Annotated in this window: 14 protein-coding genes; 9 read left to right on the top strand and 5 right to left on the bottom strand. The window is 55.4% G+C overall.

What is annotated here, in order from left to right; translation table 11 throughout:
• Positions 1 to 169: 169 nt before the first annotated feature.
• Positions 170 to 2,365 (bottom strand): M3 family metallopeptidase, encoded by a 2,196-nt coding sequence (locus tag NQ495_RS03175; RefSeq protein WP_009134409.1) that lies wholly within the window; start codon positions 2,363 to 2,365, stop codon positions 170 to 172.
• A 116-nt stretch (positions 2,366 to 2,481) separates the two neighbouring features.
• Between NQ495_RS03175 and NQ495_RS03170 the strand changes: the two genes are divergently transcribed.
• Genes NQ495_RS03170 through NQ495_RS03130 form a run of 9 tightly spaced genes read left to right on the top strand, consistent with a single transcriptional unit; the run spans position 2,482 to position 11,729 of the window.
• Positions 2,482 to 3,207 (top strand): 16S rRNA (uracil(1498)-N(3))-methyltransferase, encoded by a 726-nt coding sequence (locus NQ495_RS03170; RefSeq protein ID WP_009134410.1) that lies wholly within the window; start codon positions 2,482 to 2,484, stop codon positions 3,205 to 3,207.
• A gap of 8 nt (positions 3,208 to 3,215) precedes the next feature.
• Positions 3,216 to 5,228 carry a proton-conducting transporter transmembrane domain-containing protein gene (locus NQ495_RS03165; RefSeq protein ID WP_009134411.1) on the top strand — a complete coding sequence of 671 codons (2,013 nt, stop codon included), beginning with the start codon at positions 3,216 to 3,218 and terminating at the stop codon, positions 5,226 to 5,228.
• A 16-nt stretch (positions 5,229 to 5,244) separates the two neighbouring features.
• A complete protein-coding gene (locus NQ495_RS03160; protein WP_009134412.1) occupies positions 5,245 to 6,147 on the top strand; it encodes a respiratory chain complex I subunit 1 family protein in 903 nt (300 codons plus the stop codon).
• A gap of 6 nt (positions 6,148 to 6,153) precedes the next feature.
• On the top strand, positions 6,154 to 6,783 hold the full coding sequence (locus NQ495_RS03155) for a membrane protein (protein WP_009134413.1): 630 nt from the start codon (positions 6,154 to 6,156) through the stop codon (positions 6,781 to 6,783).
• A gap of 4 nt (positions 6,784 to 6,787) precedes the next feature.
• Positions 6,788 to 8,194 carry a proton-conducting transporter transmembrane domain-containing protein gene (locus NQ495_RS03150; RefSeq protein ID WP_232208915.1) on the top strand — a complete coding sequence of 469 codons (1,407 nt, stop codon included), beginning with the start codon at positions 6,788 to 6,790 and terminating at the stop codon, positions 8,192 to 8,194.
• Entirely contained in the window at positions 8,195 to 9,730 is a 1,536-nt protein-coding gene (locus NQ495_RS03145; protein WP_050808006.1) for a hydrogenase large subunit, read from the top strand. It begins immediately after the preceding gene.
• A 40-nt stretch (positions 9,731 to 9,770) separates the two neighbouring features.
• Positions 9,771 to 10,538 (top strand): NADH-quinone oxidoreductase subunit B family protein, encoded by a 768-nt coding sequence (locus NQ495_RS03140; RefSeq protein ID WP_009134416.1) that lies wholly within the window; start codon positions 9,771 to 9,773, stop codon positions 10,536 to 10,538.
• A gap of 4 nt (positions 10,539 to 10,542) precedes the next feature.
• Positions 10,543 to 11,181 (top strand): chromate transporter, encoded by a 639-nt coding sequence (locus tag NQ495_RS03135; RefSeq protein ID WP_009134417.1) that lies wholly within the window; start codon positions 10,543 to 10,545, stop codon positions 11,179 to 11,181.
• A gap of 20 nt (positions 11,182 to 11,201) precedes the next feature.
• The gene (locus NQ495_RS03130; RefSeq protein ID WP_009134418.1) at positions 11,202 to 11,729 is read left to right on the top strand and encodes a chromate transporter; all 528 of its coding nucleotides are present in this window, start codon (positions 11,202 to 11,204) and stop codon (positions 11,727 to 11,729) included.
• Positions 11,730 to 11,910: 181 nt separating this feature from the next.
• Here NQ495_RS03130 and NQ495_RS03125 read toward each other — a convergent pair whose 3' ends face one another.
• From NQ495_RS03125 to NQ495_RS03110, 4 genes are all read right to left on the bottom strand, one after another.
• Positions 11,911 to 12,192 carry a hypothetical protein gene (locus NQ495_RS03125; RefSeq protein ID WP_009134419.1) on the bottom strand — a complete coding sequence of 94 codons (282 nt, stop codon included), beginning with the start codon at positions 12,190 to 12,192 and terminating at the stop codon, positions 11,911 to 11,913.
• Positions 12,185 to 13,837, bottom strand: a complete 1,653-nt coding sequence (locus NQ495_RS03120) for a S41 family peptidase (RefSeq protein ID WP_009134420.1) — start codon at positions 13,835 to 13,837, stop codon at positions 12,185 to 12,187. The genes NQ495_RS03125 and NQ495_RS03120 overlap by 8 nt, the downstream gene beginning before the upstream one ends.
• A 93-nt stretch (positions 13,838 to 13,930) precedes the next feature.
• Entirely contained in the window at positions 13,931 to 14,926 is a 996-nt protein-coding gene (locus tag NQ495_RS03115; RefSeq protein WP_009134421.1) for a DUF3078 domain-containing protein, read from the bottom strand.
• 102 nt (positions 14,927 to 15,028) lie between these two features.
• A complete protein-coding gene (locus tag NQ495_RS03110; protein ID WP_009134422.1) occupies positions 15,029 to 17,575 on the bottom strand; it encodes an ATP-binding protein in 2,547 nt (848 codons plus the stop codon).
• Positions 17,576 to 17,720 lie beyond the last annotated feature (145 nt).

Here is a 17,720-nt window from a genome sequence, read left to right as displayed (position 1 = left end):
AATCGGTCCGGTTTCAGGTTACCGGCTTCCATGCGATGCGGTACGAGAGGTTGCGGATTTACTGTTCTTCGATGATGCACACGTTTTTGACCGTAACAAGACAGGCGCCGTACGGCGCCTGTCTTGTTACGGTATTTGACTTTGTATGCGAATAAAGCCGGTTCCGGCGTCACTGTTGCCCGATAATGCGGCGGATCGAGGCATTGCGCGCTGCCGTGTCGAGCGGAGCGGGCCGGGCTGCGGTGTCGGCCGGCATCTCGATCAGTCCGCGTTTGATCATCAACGGTTTGATATCCGGCTCATGGCCCCGGAATTTTTTGTACAGTTCCATACCGCCTTCGCTACCGCCGCGCTCGAGGATATTTTTGCGGTACGATTCCGCCGTCGTCCGGTCGAAAATGTCGCCGCTCTCGACGAAAGCTTCGTAAGCATCCTTGTCGAGTACTTCGGCCCAGATGTAGCTGTAATACCCAGCGGCATATCCCCCGCCGAAAATGTGTGCGAAATAGGGGTAACGGTAACGTGGTTCGATTTGCGGGATCAGTCCCCGTTTGCCGTTCAGCATCTCCTTTTCGAAAGCGTTGAGGTCGATCGGCCGGTATTCGGTGATCGTGTGGATATCCATGTCCGAAAGCGAGGCGGCCAGCAGTTCGGTTGTGGTGAAACCCTGATTGAACAGCGCGCTTCGTTGGATTTTTTCGATCAGATCGTCCGGCATTGGATCGCCCGTCTGGTAATGTTTCGCATACATCCGCAGCATATCCGGTTCGAACGCCCAGTTTTCCATCAATTGGGAGGGGAGTTCGACGAAATCCTGTTCCACGCCGCCGATACCTGCGTAATGTACCTGGGAGAAAAGGCTATGCAGCGCGTGGCCGAACTCATGGAAGAGGGTTTCGGTTTCGTCGAGGTTCAGCAACGCCACTCCGTTGGGAGTTGCCGGGCGGCTTACGTTCGCGACGATCGTTACGACCGGAGCGATACGTTTGCCTTCTTCATAGCGCTCTTCGCGGTAAGCGCCGCACCATGCGCCGCCCTGCTTGCCCGGGCGCGGGAAGAAATCGAAATAGAGGATCCCCAGGTGTTTGTTATCCTTGTCCAATACTTCGTAAGCTATGCACTCCTTGTGGTAAACCGGCACCGATACGGGCCGGAAGGTAATGCCCCAGAGGCGGTTGCTGAGTTGGAAAATACCCTGCACGACATTGTCGAGCGAGAGGTAGGGGCGAAGCATCTCCTCGTTGAGGTCGTATTTTTGCTTGCGTACTTTTTCCGCATAATACCACCAGTCCCACGATTCGAAGCTGTCGTCGCCGGTTTCGGCTTTTTTGATCGCTTTCATCTCTTCGAGCTCTTTTTTTGCCAGTTCCAACGATGGCTGCCACAGCTTGTCGAGCAGTGCATAGGCGTTTTCAGGGGTTTGGGCCATTTCGTCGTCGAGTGCGAAGGCGCCGTAAGAGGGATAGCCCATCAGCCGGGCCTTTTCGAGCCTGAGTTTCGCGATCTCGTTCACGATCTGTTTGTTGTCGGTGCTGTCACCGCGGTTGCAGCGTTCGAGGTAGGCCTTGTAGAGCTTTTCGCGCAGGTCCCGCCGCTCGGAGTAGCTCAGAAACGGAATCATACTCGGCTTGCTGAGCGTAAAGACCCATTTGCCTTCCATCTTGCGGTTCACCGCCTCGGTGTTGGCCGCCGACTGGATAGAGGCGGGCACTCCTGCCAAGTCTTCCTGTTTGTCGATTACCAGCGTAAAGGCGTTGTTGTCGGCGAGCAGGTTGTTGCCGAATTGTACGCCGAGTCTGGAGAGCTGTTCGTTGATCTTTTTAAGCTGCTCCTTCTGCGCGGGCGTGAGTAGTGCCCCGGCCCGCACGAACCGCTTGTAAGTTTGTTCCGTGAGCCGTAGCTGCTGTGGATCGAGCGAGAGGTATTCGCGCTGGTCGTAAACGGCTTTTACCTTTTGGAACAGGCGGTCGTTCAGGTAAATGTTGTCGTTGTGGGCGGATACCAGCGGAGAAATTTCCATGTCGTCCGCCTGCATCCGGTCGTTGCTTTCGGCGGAGTTCAGCAGGGAAAAGACCGTATAGGCGTTGTTCAGCACCTCGCCGCTGCGGTCCAGTGCCTCGATGACGTTTCCGAACGACGGGGTTTCGGTGTTTTTTACGATCGAGTCGATCTGCGCTTCGTGCAGGCGGATACCCGCCTCGACCGCAGGTTTGAAATGCTCGGTTTTGATCTTGTCAAAAGGGGGTACGCCGAAAGGAGTACTCCACGTTTCGAGCAGCGGATTGTTCTCAGCCTGTTTGCTTTTGCAGCCGCTTAGAAGTGTCGTCATGATCATGAGAAATGTCAATGCGGATAAATTTTTCATAATTGTCCGGGAATTGGCTCTGGAGGTTAGATCGTTTTTGTTTCTTTAGGTTCGTTGTCGTATCTTTGTGATGGAAATTCGTTTCCGCCGCTAAAATTAGATAAAATCCGCCGCTCATGCAACTCTTTTACGCTCCCGAGCTCGATCCTGACACCGGTTCTTATGTTTTTTCCGAGGAGGAATCGAAGCATTGCGTGCGGGTATTGCGTCTTGGGGCGGGCGATTCGCTGCACCTGACTGACGGCCGGGGAACGATGTGCCGGGCCGAGATCGTCGAAGCGTCGCCGAAACATTGTCGTGTCGTGATCCGCGAACGCTGGCCTGAGTTCGAAAAACGGGGCTACGAGCTGGTGATGGCCGTTGCCCCGACCAAAAATACCGACCGGTTCGAGTGGTTCGCCGAGAAGGCGACCGAGATCGGCGTAGACCGTATCGTACCGTTGCTGACCGATCATTGCGAGCGTCGCACGCTCAAGACAGACCGGTTGGAGAAGGTGGTTACCAGTGCCGTCAAACAATCGCTCAAGGCCTATCATCCGGTAGTCGAGCCGCTGACGCCGCTGCGCGAATGGGTCGCACGGCCGTTCGACGGGGTGAAGCTGATCGCCCATTGCGAAAAGGATATGCCGCGCCGTTTTATCGGGCAACTCATCTCTCCGGGAAGCCGTGTGACGGTGCTGATCGGGCCCGAAGGCGATTTTTCGCCCGAAGAGATCGGATTAGCCCGTCAGTATGGGTTTGCCGATATCTCTTTGGGGCGTAGCCGCCTTCGTACTGAAACGGCTGCCGTGGCAGCTGTCGCGGCGGTCGCGTTCGTCAATGAATCTTATCCGAAGAATTAGCCGCGCGTATGTTTATCGAGTCCGTTATAGCACTGATGTTGCTGTCGCTGGCCGTTTTTGCGGTTCCGGTGCGGTGGAAATGGCAGGTCGCTTTCTGTGTCGTCGGCCTCGGAGTATTGTCGGCCCTGTATGAGGCTGTCGGGGTGTTTTCTGGCGGAGGGCGAATTTATCCCGAGGGAATCAATATCGTTTTCGGTCCGCAATACGGCGTTACCGATCCGCTGTCTTCCTTTTTCCTCATTATATTGTCGTTGTCGGCCGTCGCGGTGCTGATTTATGCGAAAGGTTATATAAAGCCCTATTTGGGCCGCAAATCCCCGGCACAGATCTCGCTGCACTATTGCGGCCTGGGCATTCTGTACCTGTCGATGCTGCTGGTCGTGACGCTGCGCGACGGATTCAGCTTCCTGTTCGCGTGGGAGGTGATGACGCTGTCGTCGTTCGTGCTGATGCTGTTCGATGCCGAGCGCCGCGAAGTGCGCCGGGCCGCACTCAGCTACCTGATCCTGATGCATGTGGGTTTTTTGTTCCTGCTGGCGGGATTCGTCACGTTGTATGCGAGCGGCTTGCCCGCATCGTTCGATGCGTTGGCGCTCTACGGTGAACAGGGTGGAAACATCATCCCGCTGTTCATCGTATTCCTCATCGGTTTCGGAATGAAAGCGGGTATTTTCCCGTTGCATGTTTGGCTGCCCGAGGCGCATCCGGCCGCTCCGGCCCACATTTCCGCATTCATGTCGGGTGTGATGATCAAAACCGGTGTATACGGCGTGATGCGCGTCGTCTCCTGTTTCGATTCGCACCTGTTCGCGATCGGGCTGATCGTGCTGTGCATCGGTGCGGTAACCGGCTTGTGGGGCGTGATCCTCGCGGCGTTGCAGAACGATGTGAAGAAATTGCTCGCCTATTCGAGCATCGAAAATATCGGGATCATCTTTATCGCTCTCGGTACCGCGCTGCTCGGCAAGGCGGAAGGAAGCGACCCTATTTTTTACGCAGGTATGGCCGGAGCGCTGCTGCACACGCTGAACCATTCGTTCTTCAAGTCGCTGCTTTTTATGGGGGCAGGCAATATCTATACGGCCACGCACACCACCTCGCTCGACGATTTGGGCGGACTGGGCAAACGGATGCCCGTGACGGCGATCCTGTTTCTGGTCGGGACGCTGGCGATCTGCGCGTTGCCGCCGCTGAGCGGGTTCGTTTCCGAGTTTCTGATTTATATGGGTCTGCTTGACGGAATTGCGGCCAACGGACCGGTGACGGTCATCGCACTGTCCGGGCTGATTTTTCTCGCGCTGATCGGGGGGCTGGCCGTGCTGGCCTTCACGAAACTTTACGGGGTCGTCTTCTCGGGACTTCCGCGCAGCGAAGTGGCCGAGCGGGCACGGGAGGTTTCCCGTCCGATGCTCGCGGCGATGGCATTGCCGCTGGCGGGTATCCTGTTGGTGGGGTTGGCGCCCGTGTTCGCGTTGCGGTGGATCGTCGGGCTCGTGGCCCGGATTGCCGATGTTTCGGGAGCCTCTCCGATCTCTGTTCCGGCGGACGTATTGGACCGCACGGTGTCTTTTTCAGACAGCTTCCTGCCGCTTACTTACGGGATCGGGATGCTGGTGGGAATTTCCGTCATATTGTGGCTGTTGCGCTCGTGGGTCGTGCGCCGTCGTGCAGAAAGCTCTTCGCCTACATGGAATTGCGGCTTTACGGCGGTGACCTCCCGGATGCAGTATACCGGCGAATCGTTCAGCGAGGGACTGGGCCGTATCTCGGAACGGATGATTACCAACCGGCTCGATCCCGCACGGATCGCCGCCGACGAGATTTTTCCCACGGAGCACCATTTCGACGTACGGCATAAGGATACGCTCGACTCGCTGTTCGCCCGGTGGTGGAGTTACCTGTTGCGCCGTATGAACGCGCGGTTGGTGATGTTCCGTACCGGCAAGGTCAACCATTACGTGCTCTATGCGCTGTTGTTCCTGGCCCTCGTGTTTTTGTTGTCGATCCTGAATCTGCTCTAAGATACCGATTTATACGATGAGTGTAGTATTGAACCTGTTCGTTGCACTGATGCTGCCCGGAATGATCGTCCGGACAAGGGCCTTGTTGGCCGGCCGTAAGGGGGCTCCTTTCTATCAGCATATCAGTCGGTTGGGGGCGTTGTTGTGCAAGGCGCCTGTTTACAGTCCGGCGACGGGGTTCGTGTTCCGGCTCGCCCCGGTGGTCTATCTGGCTTCGACCGTGGCGGCCATGCTGTTGGTACCGGTCGGCGATTTTTCCGCCGTACTCGCGTTCAATGGAGACATCGTCCTGTTTTGCTATTTGCTGGCGCTGGGGCGCGTAATGCTGATCCTCGCCGCCATGGAGACAGGAAGCAGCATCGATGGGATGGGGGCCAGCCGCGAGGCGCTTTACGGCGCCTTGTTGGAGCCGGCGCTTTTCCTGGTGGCCGGAACGCTCGCACTGGTGTCGGACAGCCTCAGTTTTTCCCAGGTTTTTGCCGGAGTGGGGAGCGGTACGCCCGAAATGGTCGTCGTGATGGTATTGGTGATGTATGCGCTGTTCAAGATTATGCTGGTCGAAGCCGGGCGGATTCCGGTGGACGATCCCCGTACGCACCTCGAACTGACGATGATTCATGAAGCGATGGTGTTGGATTATAGTGGATTCGATCTAGCGTTGATTACCCTTGCCGGTTGGATCAAGGCCGGGCTATTGGCCGTACTGGCCGCTTCGGCATTCGCTTCGGTACTGTATTGGGACACGATTGTAGTACTCCTGTTGGGTCTCGCGGCCGGGCTGGCGATCGGTATCGTCGAGTCGTTTTTGGCCCGCAGCCGCATGGCGCGCAACAGCACGTACATCGTGACGATCCTCGCGGTTGCGCTGGTGGCTTTCGTCATCGCCTTCCTGTTGTTGAACCAAATCCGGATCGGATAGGAGATTATGTTGCTTGCACTGATTATATTGTATGTCGTGACGCTGCTGTACCTCTCGATCGTCGAGCGGTTCCGCCATTATGCTTCGTTGGTGGGATTGCAGGGCTGGTTGTTGTTGGCCGTGGCGTTGTGGAGCCTTCGGTCGATCGACTGGCCGGAGTTGGTCTTTATCGTAGCTGAAACGTTGGTTTTTAAAGCGATTATTGTTCCGGTATTGCTTTATAACATTATCCGCCGGACGGGTATCGACCGTGTGCATGCGGCTTCGGTCGCGACCTTCAACCAGTTGTTGTTGTCGCTCGCCGCGCTGCTGTGCAGCATCGTCGTCACCTATTATCTGGCCGATACGCAGATCGACCGGGTGTTCTTCGGCGTGGCACTCTATGCGCTGCTCAGCGGGATGCTGTTGATCGTGAATCACAAACGTATCTTCTCGCATCTGGTCGGCTTTTTGGTTATCGAGAATGGCGTGTTCCTCTTCTCTATGGCCATCGGTGTCGAAATGCCCTACCTGATCAATATCGCGATCCTGCTCGATATCCTGATGAGCGTGCTGATGCTCGGCCTGTTTGCCGGTAAGATCGGCCGACGCCTGCACGATTTCAACTCCGATTCGCTAACCTCGCTCAAGGACTGATGCCATGATGTTTATTTTCCTGCTCATCTCGTTGGCTATTGTCGGTTTTGTCGCATTGGCCGCACAGCATCGCACTGTACGCATTTTTGCCGCATTCTATTACCTGGTGCAGGCCGGGTTCGCCGTTGCAGTCATTCCGTTCCGTATCGGGGAGGTCGAGTCGCAGTTTTTTACGTTCGACCTGCTCGGCGCGATCTTTTTCGTGCTGATGACCGTGATTTCGGCGGTGGCTTTCGTGCAGAGCAATTTCTACCTCGACCGCGAGACGTTGCGCCAGTTCAAGCTTTACAACATTTCGCTGATGCTGCTTTGCGTGTCGGCCACGGGCGTCTATTTCGCCAATAACATCGCCGTGACCTGGATTTTTCTCGAGGCCACCACACTCTGTACGGCCGGGCTGGTTTACCACCGCCGCAATACGCGGAGTTTGGAGGCTACGTGGAAATATATATTCATCTGTTCGCTCGGGATCGCCGTGGCTTACCTGGGTATCCTGCTGCTGAGCACCGTTACCGCGGGCGGCGAACTGTCGTATGCGAACCTGGCACGGACGGTAGCCTCGGGCAATCCGCTCTACCTGAAGATAGCCTTCCTGTTTATCCTGGTGGGATACAGTTGCAAGATGGAGGTTTTTCCGCTCTATACGATCGGCGTCGATGCCAATTTTGCCGCACCCGCACCGGCTTCGGCCGTCATCTCGACGGTGCTGGTCAATGCCGGTTTCGTTTCGTTTTTCCGCGTCTACCGCGTGGCGGCCGCCTCGCCCGTTTACGAGTGGTTTTCGCATGTGTTGATCCTTGCGGGGCTGATTTCGTTGCTGATTGCGGGGGTATACCTGCGCCGTACGAACAACTACAAGCGTTTCCTCGCCTATTCGACGGTCGAGTGCATGGGCCTCTCCGTAGTCGGGCTCGGCGTGGGGGGGATCGGGATTTTCGCGGCACTGTTGCAGGTGATCGCCCATGCACTGATCAAGTCGGGGATGTTCGTACAAATGGCGCAAGTCGGGAAAGTTTACGGCACTTACCGGATGAACCGCATTGGCGGATATATCGGCGTGAACCGTACCGGAGCCGTAGCCCTGTTGCTCGGCGGCATGTCTCTGCTGGCTTTTCCGCCTTCGGTGCTGTTCGTTTCCGAAATGATGATTCTGCGCCAGGTCATCGAATCGGGGCGGTGGTGGTTGCTGGTTCTGCTGGCGCTGTTGCTTTGCTTTGTCATGTTCAGTTTTTGTTCGCGCATTCTGAAATTGTGCTACAAACCGGTGGGAAACCCGCTGCCGATGCCTTCCCTGCGTATCCACCTGGGGTTGACCTGGTGCGGCCTGTTGCTGATCGCCGGGGCTTCGGTGCTGGGCATCGTGCAGCCACCGTTCCTGATCAAATTTATCAATGCCGTTATCGCCTTTTAGATGAAAAAGTGGTTCATGACATCCAACCGGCAGGGGAGTGTGAAACTCGATGCGATTCCCTGTTTCCCGTATCCCGAATTTCTCCGGGGGATGCACGGCTACCTGCGTAACGAGCCGTGCCACCTCGCCGCCTATTTCGGGATGCCTTCCGAGGAAGGTTTGCGGCTCTTTTGTCTGGTGCTGGACGATGCGTCCGGCAAAATTTTGATCGCTTCGAGCCGGCTTGATCCGAACGATACGTCACCGCTGCCGTCGCTGACCGCACTATATCCGGCTGCACACCCGTTCGAACGCGAGTTGACCGAGCAATATGGAATCTGTTTCGCCGACCATCCGTGGAACAAACCGTTGCGTTTTGCACACGACCGTGCCGACCGTAGCCGGACGCTGAACAACTATCCTTTTTACGCCATTCGCGGGCAGGCCCTGCATGAGGTCAACGTTGGGCCGATCCATGCGGGGATTATCGAACCGGGTTGTTTCCGCTTTATTTGCAACGGGGAGCAGGTCATTCATCTCGAAATCGTACTGGGATTCCAGCACCGGGGGATCGAACGCCTGATTTGCGGGACGCCGAATCGGTTGCGGCAATCCGTCCTGTCCGAAAGTATTGCGGGAGACAGCGTCGTGGCCCACGCTCTCGCCTATGCTGAGGTTGCCGAAGGACTCGGCGAACCCGGATTGGAATTCGATCCGGCCGCGAACGATCTGGGCATAGAACGCACCGTAGCCCTGGAGATGGAGCGTATTGCGATGCATCTGGCCGATACGGGGGCGCTGTGCATGGATATCGGTTACCAGTTGGGGCAGGTGGCCTGCGAGGCCCTGCGCACAATTGTGATTAATACGACACAGCGTTGGTGCGGAAACCGTTTTGCAAAAGGATTGATCCGTTTCGGCGGAACCCATTATCCGCTGACGGACGATCTCAAGATGTTGGTCTTGAAAAACCTGAATGAGGTGGAAACGCGCTATGCCGAGGTCGTGCACAGTTTGGAAGGAACCTCGTCGGTTCTGGCCCGTTTTGAGGATTGCGGCGTGGTTACCCGCACGCAGGCATTGCGTATCGGGGCTGTCGGCATGGCGGCCCGGGCTTCCGGTTTGGTACGGGATATCCGGCAGACCCATCCCCGTGGTGCGTACGGCAAATTGATTGCGCACGATCCTGTGGCGGAGAATTCCGGCGATGTATATGCACGGCTGAGGGTTCGGATGCGCGAAGTGGCGCAATCGGCCGGGTATGTGCGGACACTGCTCGATACGCTCGATTGCGGGATGCGCGTTGCAAGCTTGCCCGATTACCGGATGGCGCTGGAGAGCGATGCGCTTGCTTTTTCGTTGGTCGAAGGGTGGCGCGGCGAAGTGTGCCATGTCGGGATTACCGGCAGCGACGGGCAGTTCCGGCAGTACAAGATATGCGACCCGTCGTTGCACAACTGGACGGCGCTGGCACTTTCGGTACGCGGTGCCGGCATTTCCGACTTTCCGATCTGCAACAAAAGTTTCAACCTTTCCTATTGCGGCCATGACTTGTAAGGACCGTAGCAGAATGCAGGGGTGTTAAAACAGAGTAATTATGGTGCTTTCCAAAATACGTGTGTTGCGCAGCCACGGGCGGCAGGCTATTCCCGACCTGAGGACAGTGGAACTTCCCGATACGTTCCGGGGACGCCCGGTGATTTCCGGAGGGATGTCCGAAGAGGAGTCCGCTGAACTCGAGGCCATGTGTCCTTCCGGTGCGATTGTCGCATCGCCGTTCACGATCCGGCTCGACCGTTGCATTTTTTGCAACGAATGTGCGAAGCGTTTTCCCCGGGCGATTCGCTTTACCTCCGATTACCGTTTGGCTACCAACGATCTGGACAGGTTGTCCGTTCGGGAGGGCTCGCCGCAGAGGATTACCCTCGACGAAAACCGGGTAAGAGGGGAGATCCGCCGTCATTTCGGCCGTTCGCTGCGGTTGCGCGAGGTCTCTGCCGGCGGGGACAACTCGACCGAAATGGAGCTGAACGCGACGATGAACGTCAATTTCGATTTTGCCCGTTACGGTGTCGAGTTCACCGCTTCGCCGCGCCATGCCGACGGCATCGTGATTACGGGACCGATCACCGAAAATATGGCCGTGCCGCTGGAGTTGGCTTATAATGCCGTAGCGTCGCCCAAATTGCTGATCCTGGCCGGAACGGATGCTGTTTCCGGGGGCGTGTTCGCCGGTACTCCGGCGCTCGACCGCAGCTTCCTCGGACGGTTTACGCCCGATCTGTACGTACCCGGAAACCCGGTGCATCCGCTCACGTTTATCCACGGAATCATGTCCCTGCTGGGACGTTTCCCTAACAGTTGAAGATATGCCCGAATCGTTATCGTTTTTCTTGTCGTTCCTGAAAATCGGCATTTTCACCTTCGGTGGCGGCTATGCGATGATCCCGTTGGTACAGCGCGAAGTGATCGACAAAGGGTGGGTCAAGGAGGACGAGTTTTTGGAACTGCTCACGCTGGCGCAGTCGGCTCCCGGACCGATCGCACTCAATACCGCCGTATTTGTCGGGTACAAGGTGCATGGCTACCGGGGGATGCTCGCCGCCGTGATGGGAATTATCCTGCCCGCTTTCCTGATTATACTGGTGATTGCGATATTTTTCAATTCGATTCGCGAGAACCGTGTCGTCGAAGCGGTATTCAAAGGAATCCGTCCGGCTGTCGTCGCGTTGATGCTTGCGCCGGTGTTCGGTTTCTCGAAGGGATTGGGTTGGACGCGGGGGATTCTCGCGGTTCTCGCGGCCTTCGTCGTGTGGTATTTTGCCGTTTCACCCGTTTATATGATTATCGTCGGGGCTACGGGCGGCATCGCGTTCGGTTGGTTGAAGCTGCGCCGCAGTTTGCGTAATGTGAAGGATAGCCCGGCTCAGAAGCGCATTACCGATCGTGACGATACGGCCGGCGAAGTATCCGATGTATCCGGTGATGCTAACGAACGTCGACAATAATCCCACAAACCGAACTGATTATGGTTTACCTGCAACTGTTATATTCGTACCTGAAAATCGGGTTTTTCGGCTTCGGCGGCGGTTATGCGATGCTTGCGCTGATCCAGAACGAAATTGTGGTGCGACATCATTGGCTGACCAACAGTGAACTGACCGACATCATTGCTATTTCGCAGATGACGCCGGGGCCCATTGCGATCAACAGCGCTACTTATGTCGGCTATACGGTCACGGGGAATATCTGGGGTTCGTTGCTGGCAACTTTTGCAGTCAGCCTGCCTTCGCTTACGATCATGCTGCTGATCACCAAATTCTATATGGTACTGCATAACAACCGTTATGTGCGCGATGCGATGTACGGCATGCTGCCGATGGTGGTGGCGATGATCCTGGCCGCGACATTGCTGTTGCTGACCCCCGATACGTTTATCGACGTGTATAGTTGGCTCATCTTAGCCGCAGCTTTTTTCGCTTCGGTCAAAAAAATGAACCCGATTTTGGTAATCTGCCTTTCCGGTGTCGTCGGATATTTGCTTTACGGACTGTAGTGCGGTTTATGGGCCGGTTCAGTCAGACCGCAGGCAAACCGGGAAATACCTCAATCCGTTATTGACGACTTCGGTTTTCCCGACATATCCCGGTGTTTGTAACCGGAGGTTACCGGAGAAGTATTATCCGGAAATCGCAGGAATCGAGCAGGATGGAGGAGAGTCGGGCGTTTCCCCCTGTTTATTGGTTTCCGGAGGTCTCAGCAGGCGAAGTCCCGAACGAGGCCGAAGTATCTACTGAAGTCTCTGGTGCGGTAGAAACATTTGATTCTGCCTGGGTGCCGGTTTCGGGTCGCATACCGGTATCGACCGCCCCATTGCCGGAATTAGCCGCCTCTTCGGTCCGGTCTTCGCCGGTAAGCTCCTCGGGTGCGGGCGATTGTTTTTTTGCTCCGGCCGCAATCAGGATAATCACTACGATCGCCGCGACAGCAATGATTCCGGTCACTTTTTTCTTATTCATGTTCGGCAGTATTGAGGGCTTGTTCCGCTTTCGGTGCGCTCATCTCTTTCAGCGCCTGCTGGACTGTGCTGTCGATGCCTTGCAGCGCATGGTAGAAAGCGTTGTCTTCGAGCGGCGTATTCCGTCCGACGTAGGCTTTGATCTGTGAGAGGATAATCGCTTTCGACCGTTCGATCTGCGAGGGTTTCGGTGCGACGCCCGCACGGGCGGCATAGCGGATGAATTCGCTCAGCAGACCCGGGTCTTTTGCGAAGAATGCATCCAGTTCCGGCAGCGTGGTGATTCGGTTCAGCTCGTTGCGGTGACGATCGGCATATTCGATCGTAAAGCGGTAAAGGATATTGCGTCCGGTCACTTCACGCAGGTAGGGCGTGATGTCGGTCGTGTCGGCCGGTACGAACCGGTCGGGCATGATGCCTCCGCCGCCGTAAACCGTACGTCCTCCTGCGGTGAAATATTTCAGGCTGTCGGCGAAGTGGATGCTGTCGGCCGAGAACATTTCGTTGTGTTCGTACCGGTTCATCAGGTCGTTGTTGTAATCCTCAGACCCTTTGTCGTACGGCTTCTGAATCGAACGTCCCGAGGGAGTATAATAGCGTGCGATGGTGAGCCTTACGGCCGATCCGTCCGGGAACGGGATCTGTTCCTGTACGAGTCCCTTGCCGAAGGTGCGGCGTCCGATGATCGTACCACGGTCGTTGTCCTGAAGGGCCCCGGCGAGGATTTCGCTCGACGAGGCGCTTCCTTCGTCCACCAGTACCGCCAGTTCGATGTCCTGCAACCGGCCTTTGCCGTTGCTGTACTGACGCGACTGCTCGCCTCCGCGCTCCACGGTATAGACGATCATTTTGCGGGCGGGCAGGAATTCGTTCGCGATCTCGATGGCCTGGTCGAGGAATCCTCCCGGATTGCTCCGGATATCGAGGATCAGTTTTTTCATCCCCTGTGCTTTCAGCCTGTCGACTGCATCCATTAACTCCTTGTGGGCGTTACGCGAAAATTGGGCGAAAACGATGTAGCCCGTTTCCGGCCCGATCATGTAGGCGGCGTTGATGCAGTAGATCGGAATGACGCCCCGTGTAACGGTGATCGGCACCAGGTCTTTGACTCCGACACGCTGGATACCCAGCTTTACTTTACTCCCGCGCGGGCCCCGAAGCCGTTTCATCACTTCGTCCTGCCGCATCTTCACGCCCGCTACTACCGTGTCGTTGATCGTGATGATGCGGTCTCCGCCCAGCACGCCGACCTTCGAACTCGGACCCGAATTGATGACGTTGAGCACGATGACCGTATCGGTGGCCATGTTGAACATCACGCCGATCCCGTCGAATTCTCCGTCGAGCGATTCGTTCATCTGTGCCATATCCTTGGCCGGGACATAAACCGAATGCGGGTCGAGTTCTTCCAGGATGAACGGAATTGTCTTCTCGGTGATCGAATCCATCGAGACGGTGTCTACGTAGCGGTTCTCGATCAGGGAAAGGAGCATGTTGAGTTTGCCGCTGCCCGGAGCGACCAGATTACCGCGGCGCGGCACCGGCGGTGTATTTTTGAATACGACGCCTCCCAACAGGATCCCGACAGCGATGGAGACTGCCACGACGGTCGGCAGGATCAGGGTGAATTTATTGTTTTTATACATGTTGTTGCAATACTTCGGTTCCGGGAGAGAGAAGGCATCCCTAAGAACATTTCACTGTCAGTCAAACGGCCCGGCAGTGCCGTTTAGTGTCCGCTATTTGTTTTTGAACGTGTAGGCCAGGCCCAAGCCGAATTTGTAATTTAATTGCATCCATTGTCGTCTGTCCGGGGTTCGAGCCGCTTCGTCATAGACTGCAGAACAGAACATCTCGGCCGAAATGAGTTTGAATATTTTAAATTGCAGGGTATTCTTCCAGTTGATATAAGCATTCCGGTTGCTGTTGTAGTTCGAAAAGGCATAAAAATAGGTCCGGTAGGTGATTTTGTCTTTGTAGAATGCTTTGTCGAAATCGATTTGCAAGGAAGCTCCGATCGCACCGGTACTTTTTTGTCCGGGTTTGACACCGTACGCACCGGCTTGCGACAAGCTGTCGTTCAGTACGAACGTGACGCTTCCGGCTACGGGCATGATGCTGATCGTGAGCGGAACCTTCTTGTTGCGGTAGATAAAACCGATGGCCGGCGCGATGGTTCCCGGCGCCATGAATGCGGATACCAGTGTATTGTCATCGCGTGATTTGTACCCGTTGCTGAACTGGCTGCGGTACTGGAATGTCGCAGCATAGGACCAGTTCTTGTTCAGCTCCCACGAACTGCTCAGGTTGAAGACGAAAGCGTCCTCGTTTTTAAAGTTTTTTCCGCTGATGCGGTTGATGCCGTAACGGGCGTCGAAAGTCGTTTGGAAATTGAACTTGCTTTTAATGTATGTATGCGAAAAATAGAATGCCAGGTTCGAGGCGAAAACGTTGTCGCCGCCGGCATACCAGTTTTCAAACCCGGTTAGATTGAACATGGCCGAAGCGTTGATCTGAACGGTATTGCGCTCTTTGTGGATCGCACGGCGCTCGGCTTTGTAGCGGGCTTCGCTGAAAAAACGGTTGTTGATCGGTGCGATGGGTTTGATCGTGTCGTCCATCGCTTTGGTGTCGATCTCTTTGGGGGTGACCCTCGAAATGGAGAACTGGGCTGAAGAGCGGTTGGCGGCTCCGAGCAGAACCAACAGGAGCAACAGCGTTATGAATCGTCTCATGTCCGGTATTTTTTGGATATCCGCAAAGGTAATAATATTTTGGGAAGCGTTTGTCGTCCGGCACCTGAAGTTTTTCCTTTTCCGGTCGTTCGTTTCGGCCGGTCAGCGTTGCTTGTTCAGATGCAGCCGGACAATATCGCGGATCGAGGCGTTGATCGGTTTGGAAACATAGGCATCGAATCCGCTGCGCAAAACCCGTGCCTCGTCTTCCGCAAAAGCGTAGGCCGTTACGGCGATGATCGGCACCGTTTGCGAAGACTTCCGGATTTCGATCGTAGCCTCGTAGCCGTCCATAACCGGCATTTTGATGTCCATCAGGATCAGGTGCGGTCGATTGTCGTGAAACAGTTGCACGGCCTGTTGACCGTCCCAGGCGTGAATCAGCAGGTATTCCTTTTTCAGCAGCGATTCGAACAGTTTGTAATTGCTGTCGTTGTCTTCTGCAATCAGCAGGATCGGCTTTTCCGTATCCGCCGTATTGCAGGGATCGGGTTCCGGTCCGGTGATGCCGTTGACTGCCACATTCGAATGAACTGTAAGTTTACCGTGCCGGTACGGGATGGTGAACCAGAACGTAGCTCCCTTTCCGGGTGTCGAATCCACGCCGATTTCGCCCCCGAGCGAATGAACGATGCTTTCACAGATTGAAAGCCCGAGTCCGCTGCCCTGCTCGAACGTATTGAGTTTGACGAAGCGACCGAAAATTTTGTCGTGGTTTTCAGGCGCGATGCCGCATCCCGTGTCGCTGACGTAGAAATAGAGGAGGTTCCCTTCGTGGGGCCGGTAGCCGAACCGGATGCTTCCTGCCGGGGTGAATTTCATCGCATTGTTTAGGAAGTTGTTGATAACCTGCATGATCCGCTGACGATCCGTGCGAACGGAGCATTCGGGCAGGCGCTCTTCGAAACGGATCTCCACCTCGTGGTTCTTCTGTCGCATCCGGGCGCTCTGTTCTATCTCGTCCAACATGCCGTTGAGGTCTACTTCCGAGTAAGAAAATTCGAGCGTGCCCGCTTCGATTTTCGACAGGTCGAGGATGTCGCCGATCAGTTGCAGTAGTAAAGCGTTGTTGTTTTCGATGATACTTACGTACTCCCGCTTTTCGGCTTCGTCCACCGTGTTGGCCAGTACGCCCGAAAAACCGACTATCGCATTGAGCGGCGTCCGGATTTCATGGCTCATGTTCGCGAGAAATGCCGATTTGAGCCGGTTGCTCTCTTCTGCGGCCTGTTTGGCCCGGATCAGTGCGTACTCGTTTTGTTTGAATTTGTCGATGCAGGTTCCTGTGCCGATCACATAGTTCACCGGGTCGTTGGCATGCTTGCGCAGGGTCATGAAACGGTATTCGAACCATTCGTAACGGAAGGTGCCGTCAGGGCGCCGTATCCGGATACGGGCCTGCACGTCGCCGTCCTGACCTCTGTTGATTTTTTCGTAAGCCTTGAGTATGGCCTCCTGGTCTTCGGAATGGACGTGGTCGATAAACATCTGTGCGTCGAACAGCGGTTGCTGTCCGGTCGGATAGCCGTAGCGTTTGAGCAGAGCCTCGTTGTTGTAAAAGAAATCGTGTTCGATGTCGTATTCCCACGAGTAAACTTCGCTGCGTTCCAGCGCGAGCGTAGTGAGCCTGTTTTCGCGGTCGAGTTTTTTCTGGATGATGATCCGTTCGATATTGAGCGCCACTACTTTGGCGAAGAGTTGGTAAAGCGAGATTTCGTTTTCTGTCCAGCGCAGGTCGTAATTCTCGCGGATAGCGGCGAGAAAACCGTGGAAGTGGTTGTTGACGAACAGCGGAATCGCCAACGCGCTCTCGAAATGCACCTGTTGCGCCCGAAAGAAATCCATGAATACGGAGTGGGCGGCATTTTCGTCGCTGTAAACGACTTTCATGTGGCCCTGGCGAAAATGTTCCAGCGTTTCCGACCGGCTGAAAAAGCCGTATGTCTTCATCTGGGGGAGAAATTTGTTTAATGCGGAAGCCTCTTGGATCGCATAATCCTTCATGTGGTAGGACAAATCCTCCTCTTCATAGCGGAATACAGCCGAGAATTCGGTGTGGTAGTGGCTGTTGACCAGTTGTAGGATGTTTTCGCACGAAAAAGTATCTTGTTGGGCCAGTATATGCAATACGTCGGTAATGATGTTCTGGTTTTCCTGTTCGATTTTCAGGTTCACGAGGGCCTGCTCGCGCAGCTCCTTGGCAAAGTTTTCCTGCAGGTTTTTGGGCATGCAGTAACTGATGATGTATTGTAGCTTGCCTTCGGGATCGAAAATGCCGACGTTGCACCACAGGTAATAGACCACCTGTTGGGTTGGGGTCAGGTGGCAGACGTATTGGTAGAAAGTGTTATCCCGGGGGGTGAGCCGTGCGATGTTTTCGCGTGCGGACTGTATCTGTTCTTCGGGGCCGTTGTTCAGCACATTGATCCCGATCAGGGTTTCACGCGGCATGCCGAAGAAATCGCAGGTGTACGGATTGACCTCTTCGACAATTCCTTCGGGTGTTATTCGGATCGTGGGCAGCGGGGCGTGGTCGAATCCTTGCGAGAGAAAGCCCTGCGACGATTTCAACCGGCGGTTTTCGGTTTCGGATTTTTCCAGCAGGACAAGCAGTTCTTCGCGGGATAGGTGGTTGTAGTCGTTGGGCATGGGGTACCGGAATAGTTAGGTTTGCGAAAACAGGTTGTCCAATTGTGGGAAACGTGCCATAAATGTACAATTTTTTGTTGTTGTTTCAATCACTTGTTGCAATGATTTTACCGGATTGGCGTGTCTTGTTCCGCATTGTTTCGGG

The organism is Alistipes indistinctus YIT 12060 (genome assembly GCF_025144995.1).
Classification (GTDB): domain Bacteria; phylum Bacteroidota; class Bacteroidia; order Bacteroidales; family Rikenellaceae; genus Alistipes_A; species Alistipes_A indistinctus.
The sequence above is the reverse complement of the archived record's forward strand: the minus strand, read 5'-3'. Positions and strand labels throughout refer to the sequence as shown.